This is a genomic window from Actinomadura alba (assembly GCF_014323705.1).
Classification (GTDB): Bacteria; Actinomycetota; Actinomycetes; order Streptosporangiales; family Streptosporangiaceae; genus Actinomadura_C; species Actinomadura_C alba.
The window spans coordinates 39,905-58,812 of sequence record NZ_JABVEC010000011.1 but is presented as its reverse complement, the minus strand read 5'-3'; the positions used below and the strand labels follow the sequence as shown (position 1 = coordinate 58,812).

Here is an 18,908-nt window from a genome sequence, read left to right as displayed (position 1 = left end):
AATCCGCATGCCAATCTCCCAGGTGCGCGGCGATTCTTGCGGATAAATCCTGAGCGGCTGCCGCCCCTGGACCGTGGGGCCGGGGCAGTGCAGGATCCGCGCTTCGGCGCCAGGCTCGGATACCAGATCCGCAAGGTCGTACGGCCGGGCGGCAAGAACCAGTGGCAGGTGCAGTTCTACGGTTGGGGCGAGGCCGCGTTGCAGACGGACGGCACGCCCAATGCCCAGGTCGATTCCGACGATCCGCTCGGCGTCGCCACGAATCGCACCCGGGAGGCGCCGATCGGGGCCTGGCTCGGCGGGAATGCCACGCTGGGCGACACCTACGTCTTCGACAGCCGGCAGGAGGCCGAAGACTTCCCGTGGAAATATGCGCGAAACCGCGCTCGGCAACTGCACGATATCGCGATCAGTAACAATCCGATCAGTGGTCCGCTGACCGGTCTGGCGAAAAAGCTGCCATGGGTGGGCGATGGAATCCAGCGGCTGCTGCGGAGGGAACCGATGCCACCGCCGGTGGAATGGTCGGCGGAGGTGGGCCCGACGGCGGGTCTCACCGCCAAGGGGCAACTGGGGAAGTTGCTGGGCGTGTCCGCGGGGCTACGCGGCTGGCACCAGACGGGGGTGCGGCGCGCTGCCAACGGGGACCTCACCGTCACGTTCAAGTCGTCGGGTGAGGTCGAGTCCTCAGTGGTCTTCGATCTCGGAGTGGTCATGCCACAGAAGGCGCGCGAGCGCTTCAACGGGGCGGTGAACCAGGGGATCGACGAGTTGGAGCGGCTCGCACAGCGTAAGTACGGCGCCCCGCTCAAGCTCCCCGCCCAGATGCGCCTGTACCTGACGAAGAACTGGCCCGACTTCGGAGCGACGGCCAAGGGCAAGGGAACGACGTCGTATCAGTTCACCTTGGATCGGAGCGGTAGGCCGGTGAGATTCACCAAGCTGGTCGACACCCAGCTGAACTGGTTCGGGCGTGCCGCCGACAAGGTCAGCACGGTGGACCGGCTCAAACAACTCGCCGTGAACGTGCAGGTGCCCCAAGGGGGGAGCCGCACGATCGAGCAGAGCACCCTCGAGGTGAACGACCGGGCGAACCTCCAAGCGGTGCGGGACTTCCTCTGGTACGCCCCGCTGGGGGTCGCCGCCGAGCTCACCCCGGCCGCCGACGGGCTGCGGCGGCGGTTCGAGACCGCCGGGACCATGACCCGGCAGACCTACGACTCCAGCGTGGGCAACGCGAAGGTCAGCGCACAGGTGCTCGGCGACCTCGGCCGGATCTTCGGAGAGCTGAAGCTCGAGCGGGAGAGCAATGCCCTCGCCGGAGCCGAGATCTGGCAGAACGGGAAGGGAAGGGTGCCCTGGGCAGAGTGTCACGCCTGACCGTCAGATGGGAGGGAGGCCGTGAGGGAGGTGACGAATAGTACTGAAGAAGCGCCATGAGAGGTGTACAACCGCAAGTTCGTTACACTCTGGTAACTCCATGTTACTGGTATTTAGCGACTCTTAGGGTAATCATTTTTTAGGTCCGTTTTTGGGTCCATGGGCCCGTTTCTGCTGGCCACCTGCGTGCGAGCATGCGCTCCGTGAATCGGAGCGAGGAGGGCCGGTGGGCCGGCGACTGAATGACGACCGGGGCGCGGCTGCCTTGGATTACCTCGGAGTGCTGGCTCTCGTCGCGGCGGTGGCGGGCGCGTTGTTCCTCGCGCCGATCCCGGACGACATCGCTGACGAGACCAGGAACCAGATCTGCAGGGTCCTGCGGGCGGGCGGTGCCGTGGACGAATGCGACAAGGCGCGGACCCCACCTGTGGCGCCCGTGGTGCCGCAACCGGTCGCGGTGGACCCGGACATCCCGACCGGCGCATGCCTGACCTCTATCGACAACGAGTACTTGGAGCCCTCCGCGACCCTCGGAATCAAGAGGCGTCTCGAAGCCATGGCCGACGGAGGAAGCCAGATCACGGTCCGCCACAACAAGCGGGCCGACGGCAGCGATCAGTGGCAGGTCTGGGACATGGGATGGTCGGACGGCGGTGCCAACGCGTCGATCGACAAGATCGGGCCAGTGGAGGTCAACGCCGGTATCTGGGCCACCATCGAGGGCACCGACACCGAGATCTACAACTTCGGCAGCGAAAAGGAGGCTCGCGCCTTCCGGGAACAACTGCGCGACTATCGAATCGGTGGTGCTAACGGCTGGGCGAAGGTCGCCATCCGAACCCTTCCCCCCAGTGGGCTGATCACCAGGATGATCGGCGGCCTGCCCGTCATCGGCGACCCGTTCGAGGAGTTCATGGGAGCCAAGGAGCCCGATCGAAAACCCTCGCAGGAAATGGTCGATGGTGGCCTCTGGGCGGGGTTCTACAATGACATCGGGCTCGGCAAGCTACCGTTCTCGATCGTAGGCAGAGACTGGGCGACGGCCTCAGGCGGCGTCATAAAGGACAACGAGAACGGCGACACGACGTATTATCTCCAGGCCAGCAACCAGATCATGGAATCGGTGGAACTGGATTTCGAGAAGGTGCTCAAACAGCTCAAACTTGACCGGCGCATACCGGCCGATCTGTCGAAGGCCATCGCCGAACTCCAGAGGCGGGCCGTCCAGCTCGGTGGAATGCCGGTCACCATCCCCCCTAACCTGCAAAGGGTGCTGGCCTCCGATTCGGGCGCCGGCGTCGGTGGCCGTCACACGGCATCCCGGATGTACGGCTACACCATCGACAAGAACGGAAAGCCGAAGAGCTTCTCGATATTGAACGACAACCAGTTGTCCTGGCATTGGCGTGGGGACGCCAAATTGGGGCCCGATGCCCTCAAGGTGGCCGGCTGGTATCAGGATTCCCTGGGCGGAGGACGATGGCGGACGACGAAAGAGCTGGATCTGACCAATCCGCTTGATAAACGCGTCTTCGACGGGGCGGTGCAGACTTTGGCGCAGACTCCGAATGGCGCGATCGACGCGGCGTCCCTCTTGGACCAGATGTGGGACGCCGGAGCCGGGAAAATGTCCAGAGTCAACTACGACTATCAGGCGCGGACCGCGCAACCCAGCCTGAGCACGCCGCTCGGGGGGCTCGCCTTCGAATGGGAGCGCAACAAGAGCAATGCGACCAGCGCGGAGTACTTCAAACCGGGAGTGGGATGGCTTCCGTGGAAGGGGTGCGGCACTCGATGACCGTCGCGATCACCAGGCATGCGGCGCGGAGGTCGCGTAGAGCGACCGTGGCGGTCGCGGCCGTGCTGCTGCTCTGCGTACCGGTGATAGGAGGATGCTCTGCCGAGGACCGGCCGCGACGCGTCCCGTCCGGCTTCACCTCGTATCGCGGCGATGGGTACGCGTTCGCCTATCCACAGGGTTGGACGGTGCGCCGGGACAAGGACCGCCTCGGGCACCCCATGGTGCTGGTCGACGGCCCGCAGATCCGGCCGGGCGTGTCACAGGGACAGATCCGCGTGAGCACAGAGCGGCCCGCGCGGCTGTCGTTCGGTGACCAACTCGGCCAGTACCGGGCGCTGAGCGCGATCACAGGACGTCGAGTGCGCGTCGACCGCGCCGTCAAGGTGGCGGGAGCCGAGCGGGCGCACCGTTTCGAGGGCTTGTACACGATCGGTGTGGACGCGGGCGAGACCTCCCAGATGGAGGTCATCGATCTCTATGTACGGACCGAGGACGGAGCCCACCTGGACTTCGTCGTCCGTGCGCCGGAAGGCGGCATCGCCGCGACTCGTCTTTCGGAGGCGCTCATGTCGCTGCGGGTGACGGAGGGAGGCGGATGAGCGAGCGGATTGGTGACCGGCTTCGGATCGCAAGAGTGATCGGCCTGACCGCGGGCGTCACGCTGCTCGGTGTGATCGCGCTGTTCGCGGTGGTGGTGGTCGTCAGTGTGACGGCAACCGCGTTCGCTCTGTCGGACGGGTTCTTCTGGGCCTCCGCCGCCGCGGTCGTGATCATGCAGTTGCTGTGCGGAGTGGTCGCCGGGCGGCTCGCGGCGCCCCGGCTCGGCCGGGCGGGCATGGCCGAGGGATGGCGGAGCCATGCCATCGCCGCGGCCGGGCCCGTGGCGGTGGCTCTGCTCACCAACGCACGCCCAGTGGAAGGCATCTCCCCGGTGCCCGGGGTGGTCGTGCCCATCGCGGCCGCCGCCGTGGGTACCGTGGTGGGCGTGCGCACGGTGGCCCGCCGCCGTCGAAGCGAGTCCTTCGCCGGATACTGACCTCCGATACCGGCGGTGTTGTTGAGGCTGCCGCGTCCGCAGCGGCGGATCCGCGCCCTTGTCAGCGCCGGGGTTGATCGGTGTGGTCAGGTTCACACCCCCAGGGCCCTGTCGCCCGTGTCACAGTGACAGGCTGGTGCCCTAACGTTTCCGTGTTACGGACGCATGTACGGCTTGTAGCCGCGATGAGACGGCGGCAGACTGACGCGTCCCCTTCGAATGGCCCAGGGAACGCGCCGGTACGGCGCGTCTTGGGAGGTGGAGAGGTCCCCGATGACCCAGTCAAAGGAGCGTGAGCGATGAGCGCGAGCGGGTCCGGACGCAGCGAGCGGAATGGCCTGCGGCCGACGCGCGCGGCGCTCATCGGTCCGGGCGTCGACCGGGGGGCGGTGAGCGGGCGATGAGCACCCTGGAAGCGCCCGTCACCAAGAAACGGGCCCAGATAAAGGAGCGCACGCTCCGCACGGACAACTGGCGCAAGGCGCCGATCATCACCTTCGTGATCTTCACGAGCTGGGTGGTGTACGCGACCGTACGGGCGATGATGGGCAAGTGGTACTGGGTCGAGGAGTATCACTATCTGACCCCGTTCTACTCGCCGTGCGTGAGTGAGGCGTGTGCTCCGGAGGCCGCCGACTTCGGCAGGTTCATTCCCGAGCTGCCGTTCTTCGTTCCCTTCGCGGCGATCTCTCTGCCGTTCCTGCTGCTCTTCCGGTTGACCTGCTACTACTACCGCAAGGCCTACTACCGCTCGTTCTGGGCTTCGCCGCCGGGATGCGCCGTACGTGAGCCGCACGGCAAGTACACCGGCGAGCGGCGGTTCCCGCTGATCGGGCAGAACCTGCACCGCTACTTCTGGGCCGCGGCATTCCTGATCTCGCTCGTCAACACCTGGGACGCGCTCAAGGCGTTCCACGGCAAGGACGGCGGATTCGGCATCGGGCTGGGCACGCTGATCCTGGTCACCAACGTGATCCTGCTGTGGGCCTACACCCTGTCCTGCCACACGTGCCGGCACATCGTGGGCGGGCGGCTCAAGAACTTCTCCAAGCACCCCGTGCGCTACTGGGCGTGGGGTCAGGTCTCGAAGCTGAACGAGCGGCACGGGCAGTTCGCGCTGATCACGCTGGGCTCGCTGGTGGTCGCGGACCTGTACGTCGCGCTGGTGTCCGGCGGTGCGATCTCCGACTTGCGAATCTTCAACTAGGGGCCATGATGACCGACATCGAAAGGCACCAGTACGACGTCGTCGTCATCGGTGCGGGCGGCGCCGGGCTGCGTGCCGCGATCGAGGCCCGGATGCAGGGCAAGAAGACGGCGATCATCTCCAAGTCGCTGTTCGGCAAGGCGCACACCGTCATGGCCGAGGGCGGCGCCGCGGCCGCCATGGGCAACGTCAACCCCAACGACAACTGGAAGGTGCACTTCCGCGACACGATGCGCGGGGGCAAGTTCCTGAACAACTGGCGGATGGCGGAACTGCACGCCAAGGAGGCGCCGGACCGGGTCTGGGAGCTCGAGGCGTGGGGTGCGCTGTTCGACCGTACGAAGGACGGCAAGATCAGCCAGCGCAACTTCGGCGGCCATGAGTACCCCCGCCTGGCGCATGTCGGCGACCGCACCGGCCTGGAACTGATCCGTACGACCCAGCAGAAGATCGTCGCGCTGCAGCAGGAGGACCACGCCGAGTTCGGCGACTACGACGCCCGTATCAAGGTATGGGCCGAGACCACGGTCACCCGGCTTCTGAAGAATGGCGACAAGATCGCTGGAGTGTTCGCCTACGTACGCGAGACCGGCAAGTTCGTGGTGCTCGAGGCACCCGCGGTCGTGCTCGCCACCGGAGGCATCGGCAAGGCGTTCAAGGTCACGTCCAACTCGTGGGAGTACACGGGCGACGGCCACGCGCTGGCGCTGCTGTCCGGCGCGACGCTGCTCAACATGGAGTTCGTGCAGTTCCACCCGACCGGCATGGTCTGGCCGCCGTCGGTGAAGGGCATCCTCGTCACCGAGTCGGTTCGCGGCGACGGCGGGGTGCTGCGCAACTCCGACGGCAAGCGGTTCATGTTCGACTACATCCCCGACGTCTTCAAGGACAAGTACGCCACCACCGAGGAGGAGGGCGACCGCTGGTACACCGACGCGGACAACAACCGGCGCCCGCCCGAGCTGCTGCCCCGCGATGAGGTGGCCCGTGCGATCAACTCCGAGGTGAAGGCGGGACGGGGATCCCCGCACGGCGGGGTCTTCCTCGACGTGTCCAGCCGGATGCCGGCCGAGGAGATCAAGCGCAGGCTGCCGTCGATGCACCACCAGTTCAAGGAACTGGCCGACGTCGACATCACCGCCGAGCCCATGGAGGTGGGCCCGACCTGCCACTACGTCATGGGCGGCGTGGAGGTCGACGCGGACACCGGCGCGGCGCTCGTGCCCGGGCTGTTCGCCGCAGGTGAGTGCTCGGGCGGGATGCACGGGTCGAACCGCCTCGGCGGCAACTCGCTGACCGACCTGCTGGTCTTCGGCCGGCGCGCGGGTGTCGGCGCGGCCGAGTACGTCGACGCGCTCGGCGAGGACCGGCCAGCGGTCCTGGAGGACGAGGTCGCGGCCGCCTCGGAGGAGGCACTCGCCCCCTTCGAGCGCGAGGGCGGCGAGAACCCCTACACGGTGCACGCCGAGTTGCAGCAGACGATGAACGATCTCGTCGGCATCATCCGCAAGGAGGAGGAGCTCAAGGAGGCCCTCGACGCCCTGGTGAAGCTGCGCCAGCGGGTGGCGAACGTCTCCGTGCAGGGTGGCCGCGGCTATCACCCCGGCTGGCACCTCGCACTCGATCTGCGGAACATGCTCCTGGTGTCGGAGTGCATCGCCAAGGCGGCGCTGGAACGGGAGGAGAGCCGTGGCGGGCACACCCGCGACGACCACCCGGGGATGTCGGCCGAATGGCGCAAGGTCAACCTGATCTGCCGGCTGGCCGGCGAGTCGGTCGACTTGCACCGGCAGCCCGCCGAGCCGATGCGCGAGGACCTCATCGACCTCTTTGAGACCGACGAGCTGAAGAAGTACCTCACCGAGGACGAACTGCCCAAGGAGCAGGACGCATGAGCTACGAGGCGAAGTTCCGGATCTGGCGCGGTGACGCCGGCGAGGGATCGCTGGAGGACTTCAGCGTCGAGGTCAACGAGGGTGAGGTCGTCCTCGACATCATCCACCGGGTCCAGGCGACACAGGCCCCCGATCTCGCGGTGCGGTGGAACTGCAAGGCCGGCAAGTGCGGGTCCTGCTCGGCCGAGATCAACGGCATGCCGAGGCTGCTCTGCATGACCCGCATGTCGACGTTCGCCCAGGACGAGGTCGTCACGGTGACGCCGATCCGTACCTTCCCGGTGATCCGTGACCTGGTCACTGACGTCAGCTTCAACTACGAGAAGGCGCGGCAGGTCCCCTCGTTCGACCCGGGCGACGTCAAGCCCGGCGAGTTCCGGATGCAGCAGCAGGACGTCGAGCGCTCGCAGGAGTTCCGCAAGTGCATCGAGTGCTTCCTGTGCAACAACGTGTGCCATGTGATCCGCGACCACGAGGAGAACAAGGAGTCGTTCGCCGGCCCCCGCTTCCTCATGCGGGTGGCCGAACTGGAGATGCACCCGGCCGACGTCGCCGACCGGCGTGAGATCGCGCAGGAGGACTTCGGGCTCGGGTTCTGCAACATCACCAAGTGCTGCACCGAGGTGTGCCCTGAGCACATCAAGATCACCGACAATGCGCTGATCCCGCTGAAGGAGCGGGTGGTCGGCCGGCGGTACGACCCGGTGGTCTGGCTCGGCTCCAAGCTGGGCATCGTCCGGAAGGGCCAGGACACCCCGAAGGCCTGACCGCGATCACAGGAGGGCGGTCGTCGCCGTCGCCGGCGCGGCCGCTCACTCCGTAGGGAAATGACCTCGGCGCCTTCCTCTACCGGCAATCGGTAGGGGCAGGCGCCGAAGTCATTTTCTCGTGGTTCTGGGCCTTTGGGCCCTGGTCGATTCTGCGAGGCCCGAAGTACTGTCCTCGGACGCCTATCGCAATGCACGCTCGTTGGTGGATCGGCTTCTGTCCATGCGCCGCCGCGTGTACGCGCTGAACAGGAGTGGCCTTGTCTTACTGGGCCGTCACAGGGGAGAGGCCTTCGTCGGCGCGTGCCGTCCGCGTCCTATTGAACGTCGCCGCCGGATTGACGGCGATGGTGGCGTTGCAGGCATGGATGGTCGTGGGTGGTGCCCGCGGCGTAGGCGTCGCGGTCGTCTTTCTGTTGCCTGCCCTGGCCGGCGCCCTTGCTGCTTGGCGGTCGGCCCGTCCTGGGCGGTGGCTGTGGTGGGGCGTGGTGGCTCTCGAGGTCTTCTATTTGGTCTGGCAGATCGGGCGGCTACCGGCGGGTGACCCTTTCGGGTTGTTGGGGTTGGCATTTCCGGTTGCGATTCTGATCCTCGTCTTCAGGCGCCGGTGCCGGGAGTGGATGGCTCCGGCCAGATGGCAGGGGCTGCGATCCGCTCTTCGGAAAGGGGCGGGAGGAGACGCGGGAGAGGGCGCCGTCGGATATGTGGCGGTGCTGGTTCTCGTCGCGGCAGTTGCCGTCGCACTGGCCGCGGTTATCCCGGGGTCGGTGTCGGACGGTGTCAAGTCGGCCGTGTGCGGCATTCTCGAGGAATCCTGCCCGTCGCCGAAATCAGGTCAGGCCGTTGGACCTCCTGCGCAGAAGTCGGCACCGACTCCCTACGGGCGGGCCGTGACCCCGGCGCCGCAGGCGCAGGGCGCGACTTCTGCGCCGCAGGGGCAGGGCGCGCCTTCGGCACCGCCCGGGCAGGGTGCGACGCCGGCGCCGCCATTGCCGAAGCCGAGTCCGGTGATCGGCTTGCCCCACAACTTTGTCCCGGCCGAGGACTATGACGCGCGTCTGAACTGCTGGGAACTGACACAGGGACTCTGCGACCTGGGCCAGGGGATCTGGCTGGGTGGCGGCGACGCGTACAACAGCTTCGCCGACGGGGTCAACATGGTGGCCTGTACCGCCCATATCGGCTGTGGCAGAGAACGGTTCAACGAGACCTGGGACGGGTGGCGGCAACTCGTCACCACCAATCCGGTCGACACGGTCAAGTCCATCTGGGACGAGTCCACCAAGGACATCGGCAACGACTGGAACCAAGGCCAGGGCTGGCGTTCCGTGGGGCGCACTGTTCCCACCGTTCTCAGTACCATCTTCGGCGGTAAGGGCATCAACCGGCTCAAGAGTCCGAATCCCCTCAAAAACCCGGTCGAAAATGTTGTGCCCCCGAAGACGGCGGTCGTTCCTCCGGTGATCACGGATGTTCCTCCGCCCAAGACGGGCAAGGCCATCTACAAGACCACCGACATGAAGCCGGGGCACAGAGGCGAGGACGGTCGCGGGGTCGTCTACCTCGACGATGTCGAACTGGAGAAGTATCGCATAGTCGTACGTGACGGCCATTTCTACACCTCCGACGGTCGGCTCTTGGACACGTCCGGCGGAGGAAGCCATTGGAGCGGTGCCGGGAACGCCATCTTCGTGATGGACTCCCGCGGTAATCTCTACGCCTCACCCTCTCATGAGGTCGGGCGCTTCCATCATTCCAGCTTTCTCCGGGGCGGCCCGGTCTCCGGCGCGGGTGAGCTGAAGATAGAGAACGGTGTGCTCGTATCGATCAGCGACAAGAGCGGTCATTACCTGCCCGAGGCAGAGTACCTGCAGCAGGTCGTCCAGTCGCTGCGAGAGCAGGGCGTTAAAATTGATCCGAACATGATCAAGAGTTGGAACACCCAGTGACTGCCGAGCCCTGGCGGGCTTTGATCGACGCCATCGACTACAGCGTCCAGTTCGACCGCGAGCTCACCGAAGCGGTGGTGGAACGGATCACTCGTGCCCTGCTGCGAGAGCCGCTGCTCGATCTCACCGAGGCGGAGGAGTACCAAGCGATCACCGAAGCGCTGAGGTCGGGGAGCGCACTGACGGAGCCCGGCACGCAGGCGCACGGTGAGCGTGAGTTCCGCGACTTCCTGCGTCGGCTCCTGAGGGGCATGGACGCGGCCCGCCCATGGCCGGAGCCGCCCTTCCGGACGCTCGGTGAGGCACGGTGGACGGGCTTCGTGGCGCCCGTCCCCTTGCTGCGTGTCCATATGGATCATGTACGGACGCAGGACAGGCTGCACAGGGTCTTCCGGCGGGTGGACGACGGCGGACGCCGCCTCATCCTGCTGATCCTGCGGCTGAGATCGGGTGACGAGGTCGCTCTCGTCACCCCGTGGTGGCCGGGCAGCGACGATGTCGCCGTACTCCGGCGAGATCGTCGGCGTCGGCCGGCGGACGACGCGGTGGAGGAGTTCCTCACGGCCACCGGCATCCGCCCGGATGAGGTCGCCGTGCTGTCGGAGGACACGGCGAACGGGTAGCGGATCCCATCTGGGGTGGGTGCCCGGTCAGCCGATGGTGCAGACGATTGAGTGTGGGAGTCAGAGGTTCAGCTCGTCGCGCTTGACGCGGGCGACGAGGCCGGCGAAGGCAAGGACGGAGAGGGTGAGGTGTCCGGTCTCGGGGGCCTTGGAGTCCCTGACACCGATGGTGCCGGGCAGCCGGGCGACCTCGACGCAGTCAGAGTGCTCCGAGCTGCCACCGCTGCGGCTGGACTTCCGCCAGATGGTCATGAGAATCGCTCCATCGTCTCGATGAGCATGCGCAACGAAGCGTCCTTCGGCAGCGCCACGTCGCTGACGGAATCGAACCATACCCGGTACGAAGGGATCTCCGTCGCGTCCTGGACGAGCCGCCCGCCGCCGTGGGCGGCGACATAGACGGCGTCCGTGCCGTCGACGGTCATGATCTTGAATGATCCCTCCCGGCCGGCATGTGCGCCCGCGGATCTCGGCACCACGCGTACGGTGATGTGCGGCAGCCGGGCCAGCTCGATCAGCTGGGCGAGCTGCTCATGCATGATCTCGGTCGAGCCGACCGGCTGCTCGATGACGCTCTGGTCCAGGAGCACCCAGACCCGCGGCCGGGGCGTCCGGTGCAGGCAGCTCTGCCGGTCCAGCCGCGCCGTGACCGCCTCCTCCACGTTCTCGGCTCCGAAGGCCTCGAAGACGGCGCGGGCGTAGGCCTCGGTCTGGAACAGGCCGGGGATCCAGGCGAGCTCCCAGATCCGGAGCTGCGTGGACTTGGCCTCGTGCGCCAGGTGGGCCTTGTACCACTCGACGTCATGTCCGGCTTTGGCGAATTTGACCAGAGAGCGGAAGAGACCGCCGGTGTCCCATGCCTTGTCGAGCTTCTCGGCGTGGCGAGCCTGCATCTTGGTATGCCCGGACTCAATCCGTGCGACCAATGATCGATCGCGGTCGATTATGAGGCCGACGTCGGCGAGCGAGAGGTTGTATTCGTGCCGTCGCTGCCGCAGCTGGACGGCTATTAAATCCCAGAGATTCCCGTCTGGGGCGAAGCCGATTCTGGGGGCCATGATCGCCTTCTTCCTGTTGCATTTGAAGAACTCGCCTGGTCAAGGATTGTCGAAGCGGCCACGCTTGTCGTGAGAACGCGGAAATGAGGCAGGTGAAATGCGGGTCATCGGTACTGACGAATTGGACGTAACATGCCTGGCCGTCCCAAATGTGGCGGGGGAGATGCGCAGGCGTGTGGAGTACCGGCTCACCGCATGGCGGCTGCCGTGCATCGCGTACGATACCTGTCTCATCGCTACCGAGCTGATCGTGAATGCCTGCGAGGCGACCCCTGGCGGCGAGATCCGCATCCGCTTCAGCCGGGAGCCCGCCGCGGTACTGCTCAGCGTGTGGGACGCCAGTGACCGGATGCCCGCCGTACGGCCGGTCCGGGAGCTGACGCCGGCGGACCTGGACCTGTCGCCGGAGCACTTCGACGACAACGGCGGCTGGGGACTTCCGCTCGTCCAGGCGCTCGCCACCGAGTGCGGCGTACACCGCACCACCCCGACCGGCAAGTGGGTCTGGGCCCGGCTGGCGGTCAGGCCATGAGTGTTCTGATCCGGCTTGGTCCGCAGGAGAGGGCGGTTCGGTAGTGGGCGTGGTGTGGACCGACCCGCCGCTGTGGTGGGCGGAGACAATAGACGTGCGCGCGTCGACCAGGGAGGGCGCGCGCACCTCAAGTCCGGCTGGGGAAGGGCCGGACGGTCCGGCTGAGGACGAGCCGGACCGGCGGTGGCACGATCAGCCCCCGGATCGTGCCACCGCCACCCCATTCCCAAGCGCGATGGGTGGTCTGGCACTCGCACTCTGCTGGTCGGTCTCCGGCCGCAGAGCCACGCTCGGTCCCAGGCGAGTCGGCCGTCCGCGGTGTGGGCTCGTGGTGCTCATACGGCGGCGGGGTCGTGTGTGATGCGGTGGGTGAGGGCTGTGTTGCGGCGCTGGGTGCGGTTGTTGGCGATCGCGCGTTCGACGGCGTCGGTCTGGCCGATCAGCATGACTCCGTGGCGGGCGCGGGTGACGGCGGTGTAGAGCAGGTTGCGCTGAAGCAGCATCATCCCGGCGGCGCTGACCATGGGGACGATGACGTAGGGATATTCGCTGCCCTGGGAGCGGTGGACGGTCAGTGCGTAGGCGTGCACGAGTTCGTCAAGGTCGATGAAGGGGTAGGTGGCCACCTCGCCGTCGTGGAAGGTGACGGTGAGCTGGTGGGTCTCGGTGTCGACGGCGGAGATGCTGCCGCTGCTGCCGTTGAAGACTCCGGTTTCGCCGCGGTGGGGGTTGTTGCGGACCTGCTGGACACGGTCGCCGAGACGGAAGGCGGCCCCGCCGTGGTAGTGCTGGGGCCTGTCGTCGGATGGCGGGTTGAGGCGCTGCTGGAGGCGCAGGTTGAGGTCGGTCATGCCGGCGACGTTCTTCTTGCCCGGGCACAGCACCTGAATGTCCTCCGGGCCGGCCCCGAAGTGCTTCGGCATGAGCTCGCAGACCAGGTCCACCACACGCTCGGCGATGTCCTCGGCACTGGATACGGGCCGGTTCCAGAAGACCTTGGGGTCCTCCCGAGGGCGTTCGCCGCGCAGGATGCGGTGCGCGTTGAGGGTGATCGCTGCGCCTTCATCGAGTTGGCGGAAGACCTTGGTCAGCCGGGTGCGCGGAATGCCCTCGACGTCGAGGAGATCACGCAGGACGCGACCGGGGCCGACGCTGGGGAGTTGGTCGGTGTCGCCGACGAGCAGCAGGTGGCAGCCGTCGCGGAGGGCGGCGAAGAGCCTTCGGGCCAGGGCGAGGTCGAGCATCGATGCCTCGTCGATGATGACGAGGTCTGCGGTCTCGAGCACGCTGGCGTGGTCGAAGAGGGAGTCGCCGTCGGCCGGCCTGATCAGCCGGTGCACGGTCATCGCCGGCTGGCCGCAGGTCTCTTCCAGGCGTTTGGCGGCCTTCCCGGTGGGAGCGGCCAAGGCGACGACCGCATCTGCCTGTTCGGCGAGGTCGACCAGGGTCTGCAGGGTGTGGGTCTTGCCGCAGCCGGGGCCGCCGGTCAGGATCGACAAGGGGCGGGTCAGCGCGGTGAGGATCGCCTTGTGCTGCTCGTCGGTCAGCCCGGCGGTCTCCGCGCCTGTCAGTGCGGCCACATGTTCCGCCCACGGCGCGAGGCCGGAGAGTGCCGGTGTGGAAGTGAGCAGGCGCCGTACGTGGGAGGCGAGTTGCGTCTCGTCGCGGTGCCGGTGCGGCAGCATGGCGATCTCGGTGTCCGTCAGGGCGTCAGTGCCATCCAGGACTGGCAGCGGCAGCGTCTCGATGACCACCTCACCCTGGCCATGCAGCGCCGCCAAGGCTTGGCGCAGAACCGCGTCGTCGAGGATCTCAACACTCGCCGGGTCGTCATCGGTCAGCAGCTGACGGGTACGGGCGATCAGCAAGCGCACCGGAAGGTGGCAGTGGCCGTTCGCTCCGGCTTGATCGAGTTCGTGCAGCAGGGCGGCCTGGAGTCGTGCGTCACTGTGCTTGGGGATGCCCACTGCGAGGGCGATCTTGTCGGCGTTGATAAAGCCGACTCCACGCACGTCCCGGCAGAGCCGGTAAGGGGTGCGGCGGACGATGCGCATCGGGTCGTCGTCAGTGTCGGCGTACGTCGTGTAGATCTTCACAGCGAGCGCAGGGGTGATCTGGAGTCCCTGCAGGAACACCATGATCTCGGCGATGGCCTTCTGCTCCTGCCAGGCCGCCGTGATCCGGCCCAGCCGGATCTGACCGATGCCGTGCACCTCAAGGAGCCGCTGCGGGTCGGCGTCGATGACCTTCAGCGTCTGCTCGCCGAAGACGTCCACGATCGCCGAAGCGAGAACCGGCCCGATCCCGCGGATCATGCTCGAGCCGAGATAAAAACGGATCGCCCGCTCGTCGGCGGGCATGGTCCGTTCGCACTGCTCGGCTCTGAACTGCCGCCCGTGACGCGGGTGGTGAACCCAATTGCCATGCAATCGCAGGCTTTCTCCGGGCCGCACACCGAAGAGCGCCCTGCCGACCGCCGTAATGCCCTCCTCATCACCCGTAACAGCTGTCAGCCGCAGCACCGTGCGCTCGTCGTAGCTGACGTACAGCAGATGATCGACGACGCCCTCGACCACCTCGGGAGCATCCAGGGGCACCGGGTGGGGCACGGGCACCACCTCCAGCGGTAGGTACGGCTGCGGATCACCACGAACCTGCATTCTGCCCGTGCCCAGGCAGGGCTCGTATGCCAAACGAGAAGCCCCAGGTCACAGGTGGTGGCGCCGAATTCTGGGCACCCACAGGCATCAGCGGCGTGGATGGAGTTGCCCAGGAGTGGTCAGGTGCGCGTTTCGGCGGTGTCTGCGATGTGCAGGAGCGTAAGGGCGTCGTCGAAGGTGGGGAGGTCGGGGTCGAGGTCGCCGTTGATGGTGCGGGCGAGGCGTCGGGCCAGGTGGGCGAAGGCGTGGCCGGGGGCGTGTGGTGGCGGGTCGGTGATCGGGTCGTCGTCGGGTGGCGGGGTGTGGCGGGTCAGGGTGGGTTCGTCGTGGCGGGCGCCGTGGAGGGTGACGGTGTGATGACCGGTGTGGCCGGGGGCCTCGGCGCGCAGGTGTCCGTGGCTGCCGTAGGCCTCGAGGCGCCAGCCGCTGCCGTGCCAGGCGATCCATGAGGTGTGGATGGAGCAGAGGGCGCCGTCGGTGGTGCGGGCGGTGAGGGTGGAGCTGTCGGTGCTGGTGGCGGTGATCGGTCCGTCCGGGCCGGGCCAGGTGGATTCGCGGGTCGTGGTGTGGCCGGTCACGTCGGTGAGGGGGCCGAAGATCCAGGTGATCAGGTCGGCGGTGTGCAGGCCGTGGACACGCAGGGAGCTGGCGCCGTTGGTGGCGTCGGCGCACCACAGAGAGGCGGCGGCCTGCTCGGGACGGGTGAAGGTGGGGTAGAAGGCGGTGGCGTGGATGTTGTGCACTCGTCCGAGCCGGCCGTCGTGGACGAGTTGGCGCAGGTGCCACAGGCCGGGGGAGAAGCGTGACTGCAGGTCGACGACGGCGTGCACGCCTGCGGCATGTGCGGCCTCGGCCATCTCGGTACCGCTGACGGTGTCGGGCGCCAGGGGGGCCTCGCACAGGACGTGTTTGCCTGCTTGCAGAGCGGCGATCGCCATGGGCGGGTGCAGGCTGGGCCGCGTCACCACGTCGACCAGGTCCACCTGGTCGGATCGACACAGCTGCCGGTAGTCGTCGTAGGCGGCGGGGACGCCGAAGCGTCGCGCCGCCGCCTCGGCGGTGTCGCGGTGCGCGGTGGCGATCGCGGTCACCTCGATCTCCGGGAGCCGCGCGTACACCGGCAGGTGGCTCGCGGCCGCGTAACCGGCGCCGATCACGCCGACCCGCAGGTGGCGGCCGGTCATGTCAGGGCCGGGTCCGCATCCTTGTCCATGACCTCGGAGGCGAACAGTTCCATCGCGGAGAGCACGCGGTCCTGGGCCGGCCCGGACGGGTGCCGGAAGATCAGCAGGAAGTCGTCCACCCCGGCCTTGGTGCGGTAGTCGGCGATCGCGGCCCGGCAGTCGTCCGGCGTGCCGAAGATCATCCGGTCGCGCATCAGGTCGTCGAGGGTGATCTGGTCCGCGGCGGTGACGCCCGGCATGTCGGTGATCGCACCGTACGTCCACAGGGTGCGCACCATGTCGATGGCGGTGGCGCCGAAGTCGCGGACGGCGTCCTCGCGGCTTTCCGCGGTCCAGCAGAACCGGATCGCGGTGACACGCTGGGGCCGGCCGGATTCGCGAGCCGCCTCCCGGTACGTGTCGCCCATCTGGCGCATGGTGTCCACCGACATCAGCGCGTTGCTGATCCAGCCGTCGCCCAGGCGGCCGGCGCGGGCCAGCCCGCCCGGCGACCACGCGCCCAGGTGGATCGGCGGCGGGGACTGCACGGGACGGGGGATCACCGAAACGTCCTGGAAGTCATAGATGCGGTCGGTGAAGGAGAACCGGTCGCTGGTCCAGGCCTGGCGGATGATCCGCACCGTCTCGTCGAATCGCTGGATCCGTCCCTGCCAGGGCACTCCTACCGTTTGGTAGTCCTCCGGCAGGTAGCCCGCGCCGAGCCCGAGGAACAGCCGCCCACCGGACATCTGGTCGAGCATGGCAGCGTCCTGGGCGAGTTCCACCGGGTTGTACAGCGGCGCGATCGCGATGCTGGTGCCGACCTTGACACGCTCGGTGCGAGCGGCGATCGCGTATGCCAGGTGCAGCGGCGAACCGAAGTACTCCTCGGAGTACTTGTGCTCCGTCGTCAGCGCGGCGAAGTACCCGAGCCGGTCGGCGGCCTCGGCCTGCTCCAAGATCTCGCCTATCACCTGATGCGGATCGCCGGAGGCAACACCCTGGGTGAACACGACACCGAATCCCACGTCCCCGCCCTTCGTTTCAGGCTCGCAGCCGAGATGCGGGCTCAAAGGTGTCACAAATCAGCGCCCGGGGCAGAAAAATCGGTCATTTCATGATCGTGGGATCAATCGGCGGGGCGCCGGGCGACGCCGCCAAAGTGCCACTTCGTGGGGTGGGGTTCGGGGTGCGGCTCGATCTCGGGGTGCCACCAGGGCAGGTGGACCGCGCCTGGTTCGACCAGGTCGAACCCGTCGAAGAACCGCACGATTTCCGCCGGGTCGCGCAGCGACACCTTCTCTGTCGCCATGTCGTAGGTTTCGGTCATCTTCGACACCGCCGCGGTGCCCGCAGCGCGCGTGCCGTGCGCGATCACCAGGTAGCTGCCCGGTGCCATCACCTCACGGAACCGCTGGACGATCCTCGCGGCATGCTCGGTGTCGGAGATGAAGTGCAGTACCGCCACGAACAGCACAGCGACCGGCTCCCGCAGATCGACCAGCTTCTTCAGCGCCGGGTGGCCGAGGATCTCGTCGGGGTCGCGGACATCGCGTTCGATGATCGTCGTGGAGCCGTCTTCGGCCACCAGGGCGCGGCCGTGCGCGGCCACCACCGGGTCATGGTCGACGTAGACGACCCGTGCCTGACCGGAGACCTGCTGGGCGATCTCGTGCACGTTGCCCTGCGTCGGCAACCCGGTTCCCAAGTCGATGAACTGCCGCACGCCCCGGCCCGCGATATACCGTACGGCACGGCCGAGGAACGCCCGGTTCTCTCGCGCGGTCTGGAACAGCTCCGGGATCACCCGGTGCATCTCCTCGACCGCCACCCGGTCGACCTCGAAATTGTCCTTGCCGCCCAGGTAGTAGTCGTACATCCGCGCCGGGCTCGGCTTGGACAAGTCAAGCCCCCTGTGCCGCCACTCGGGCGCCAGCGCATCACGCCACCACGCAGCCGGACTCAACCGTCGCACCTCCACACGCCCAGGGCTTTTGACCGATTGTGTCAGCCAATCCGACTTGGCGGGAACCGCTTCACTCCACGAGAGCCGGCCTGTCGTCGATCGGATCGGGCTACTTCTTGGCGCCGCCGGCGGTGGCCCTCAGGTAGTCGCGGTTGAGCATGCCGATGGTGTCGAGCGAGATGCCCTTGGGGCAGGCCACGGTGCACTCGCCGGTGTTGGTGCAGCCGCCGAAGCCGAGGTCGTCATGGGTCTCCACCATGTCGACCACCCGGTCGTAGCGCTCCGGCTGGCCCTGCGGCATGAGCCCGAGATGCATGACCTTGGCGGCGGTGAACAGCATCCCGGAACCGTTCGGGCACGCGGCGACGCACGCTCCGCAGCCGATGCACTCGGCGGCTTCGAAGGCCCTGTCGGCGTCCGGCTTGGGCACCGGCATGGCGTGGGCGTCGGGCGCGGCACCGGTGGGCGCCGAGATGTAGCCGCCCGCCTGAATGATCTTGTCGAACGCCGTGCGGTCCACGACCAGGTCCTTGATGACCGGGAACGGCCTGGCCCGCCACGGCTCGATGTCGATCGTGTCGCCGTCCTTGAACTTGCGCATGTGCAATTGGCAGGTCGTGGTGGCCCGCTCGGGGCCGTGCGGCGCGCCGTTGATGACGAGCGAGCACATGCCGCAGATGCCCTCACGGCAGTCGTGGTCGAAGGCGACCGGCTCCTCGCCGTCCAGGATCAGCCGCTCGTTGAGGACGTCCAGCATCTCCAGGAAGGACATGTCCGGGGAGACGTCGTCGACCTTGTACTCGACCATCGCGCCCTTGTCCGAAGGGCCGTTCTGGCGCCAGATGCGCAGGGTGAGTTTCATGCTTTCCGG

The 18,908-nt window shown here is 67.2% G+C and carries 17 protein-coding genes; 10 read left to right on the top strand and 7 right to left on the bottom strand.

The window, feature by feature from the left end; translation table 11 throughout:
- The first annotated feature begins 87 nt into the window (after positions 1–87).
- From HKK74_RS16340 to HKK74_RS16300, 9 genes are all read left to right on the top strand, one after another.
- The gene (locus HKK74_RS16340; RefSeq protein WP_187244080.1) at positions 88–1,380 is read left to right on the top strand and encodes a hypothetical protein; all 1,293 of its coding nucleotides are present in this window, start codon (positions 88–90) and stop codon (positions 1,378–1,380) included.
- A 226-nt stretch (positions 1,381–1,606) separates the two neighbouring features.
- Positions 1,607–3,178 carry a hypothetical protein gene (locus HKK74_RS16335; RefSeq protein WP_187244079.1) on the top strand — a complete coding sequence of 524 codons (1,572 nt, stop codon included), beginning with the start codon at positions 1,607–1,609 and terminating at the stop codon, positions 3,176–3,178.
- Positions 3,145–3,780 (top strand): hypothetical protein, encoded by a 636-nt coding sequence (locus tag HKK74_RS16330; RefSeq protein ID WP_187244078.1) that lies wholly within the window; start codon positions 3,145–3,147, stop codon positions 3,778–3,780. Before HKK74_RS16335 ends, HKK74_RS16330 begins: the two co-directional genes overlap by 34 nt.
- Positions 3,777–4,217, top strand: a complete 441-nt coding sequence (locus HKK74_RS16325; RefSeq protein WP_187244077.1) for a hypothetical protein — start codon at positions 3,777–3,779, stop codon at positions 4,215–4,217. Before HKK74_RS16330 ends, HKK74_RS16325 begins: the two co-directional genes overlap by 4 nt.
- Positions 4,218–4,617: 400 nt before the next feature.
- A complete protein-coding gene (sdhC, locus tag HKK74_RS16320) occupies positions 4,618–5,424 on the top strand; it encodes a succinate dehydrogenase subunit SdhC (RefSeq protein ID WP_187244076.1) in 807 nt (268 codons plus the stop codon).
- Between the two features lie 8 nt (positions 5,425–5,432).
- On the top strand, positions 5,433–7,319 hold the full coding sequence (locus tag HKK74_RS16315) for a fumarate reductase/succinate dehydrogenase flavoprotein subunit (RefSeq protein ID WP_187244222.1): 1,887 nt from the start codon (positions 5,433–5,435) through the stop codon (positions 7,317–7,319).
- The gene (locus HKK74_RS16310; protein WP_187244075.1) at positions 7,316–8,086 is read left to right on the top strand and encodes a succinate dehydrogenase/fumarate reductase iron-sulfur subunit; all 771 of its coding nucleotides are present in this window, start codon (positions 7,316–7,318) and stop codon (positions 8,084–8,086) included. The genes HKK74_RS16315 and HKK74_RS16310 overlap by 4 nt, the downstream gene beginning before the upstream one ends.
- Before the next feature lie 260 nt (positions 8,087–8,346).
- The gene (locus tag HKK74_RS16305; protein ID WP_187244074.1) at positions 8,347–10,035 is read left to right on the top strand and encodes an IQM protein middle domain-containing protein; all 1,689 of its coding nucleotides are present in this window, start codon (positions 8,347–8,349) and stop codon (positions 10,033–10,035) included.
- A complete protein-coding gene (locus HKK74_RS16300) occupies positions 10,020–10,658 on the top strand; it encodes a hypothetical protein (RefSeq protein ID WP_187244073.1) in 639 nt (212 codons plus the stop codon). The genes HKK74_RS16305 and HKK74_RS16300 overlap by 16 nt, the downstream gene beginning before the upstream one ends.
- A 60-nt stretch (positions 10,659–10,718) precedes the next feature.
- Here HKK74_RS16300 and HKK74_RS16295 read toward each other — a convergent pair whose 3' ends face one another.
- Positions 10,719–10,910, bottom strand: coding sequence for a DUF397 domain-containing protein (locus tag HKK74_RS16295; RefSeq protein ID WP_187244072.1), 192 nt, complete (start codon positions 10,908–10,910; stop codon positions 10,719–10,721).
- Positions 10,907–11,716: a helix-turn-helix domain-containing protein gene (locus HKK74_RS16290; protein ID WP_187244071.1), complete on the bottom strand. Its 810-nt coding sequence runs from the start codon at positions 11,714–11,716 to the stop codon at positions 10,907–10,909. Before HKK74_RS16290 ends, HKK74_RS16295 begins: the two co-directional genes overlap by 4 nt.
- A gap of 163 nt (positions 11,717–11,879) precedes the next feature.
- Here HKK74_RS16290 and HKK74_RS16285 point away from each other — a divergent pair, with 163 nt between their 5' ends.
- Positions 11,880–12,248 (top strand): ATP-binding protein, encoded by a 369-nt coding sequence (locus tag HKK74_RS16285; protein ID WP_187244070.1) that lies wholly within the window; start codon positions 11,880–11,882, stop codon positions 12,246–12,248.
- Positions 12,249–12,583: 335 nt separating this feature from the next.
- Here the strand turns inward: HKK74_RS16285 and recD2 are convergent, their stop codons facing one another.
- The 5 genes from recD2 to HKK74_RS16260 form a co-directional block, all read right to left on the bottom strand.
- Positions 12,584–14,857 carry an SF1B family DNA helicase RecD2 gene (gene recD2, locus HKK74_RS16280; protein WP_187244069.1) on the bottom strand — a complete coding sequence of 758 codons (2,274 nt, stop codon included), beginning with the start codon at positions 14,855–14,857 and terminating at the stop codon, positions 12,584–12,586.
- A gap of 170 nt (positions 14,858–15,027) precedes the next feature.
- Entirely contained in the window at positions 15,028–16,092 is a 1,065-nt protein-coding gene (locus HKK74_RS16275; RefSeq protein ID WP_187244068.1) for a Gfo/Idh/MocA family protein, read from the bottom strand.
- Complete coding sequence (locus tag HKK74_RS16270; protein WP_187244067.1) at positions 16,089–17,099, bottom strand: LLM class flavin-dependent oxidoreductase; 1,011 nt, start codon at positions 17,097–17,099, stop codon at positions 16,089–16,091. Before HKK74_RS16270 ends, HKK74_RS16275 begins: the two co-directional genes overlap by 4 nt.
- A 101-nt stretch (positions 17,100–17,200) precedes the next feature.
- Entirely contained in the window at positions 17,201–18,046 is an 846-nt protein-coding gene (locus HKK74_RS16265) for an SAM-dependent methyltransferase (RefSeq protein WP_312881528.1), read from the bottom strand.
- Between the two features lie 100 nt (positions 18,047–18,146).
- Positions 18,147–18,899 carry a succinate dehydrogenase/fumarate reductase iron-sulfur subunit gene (locus HKK74_RS16260; protein WP_187244066.1) on the bottom strand — a complete coding sequence of 251 codons (753 nt, stop codon included), beginning with the start codon at positions 18,897–18,899 and terminating at the stop codon, positions 18,147–18,149.
- Positions 18,900–18,908 lie beyond the last annotated feature (9 nt).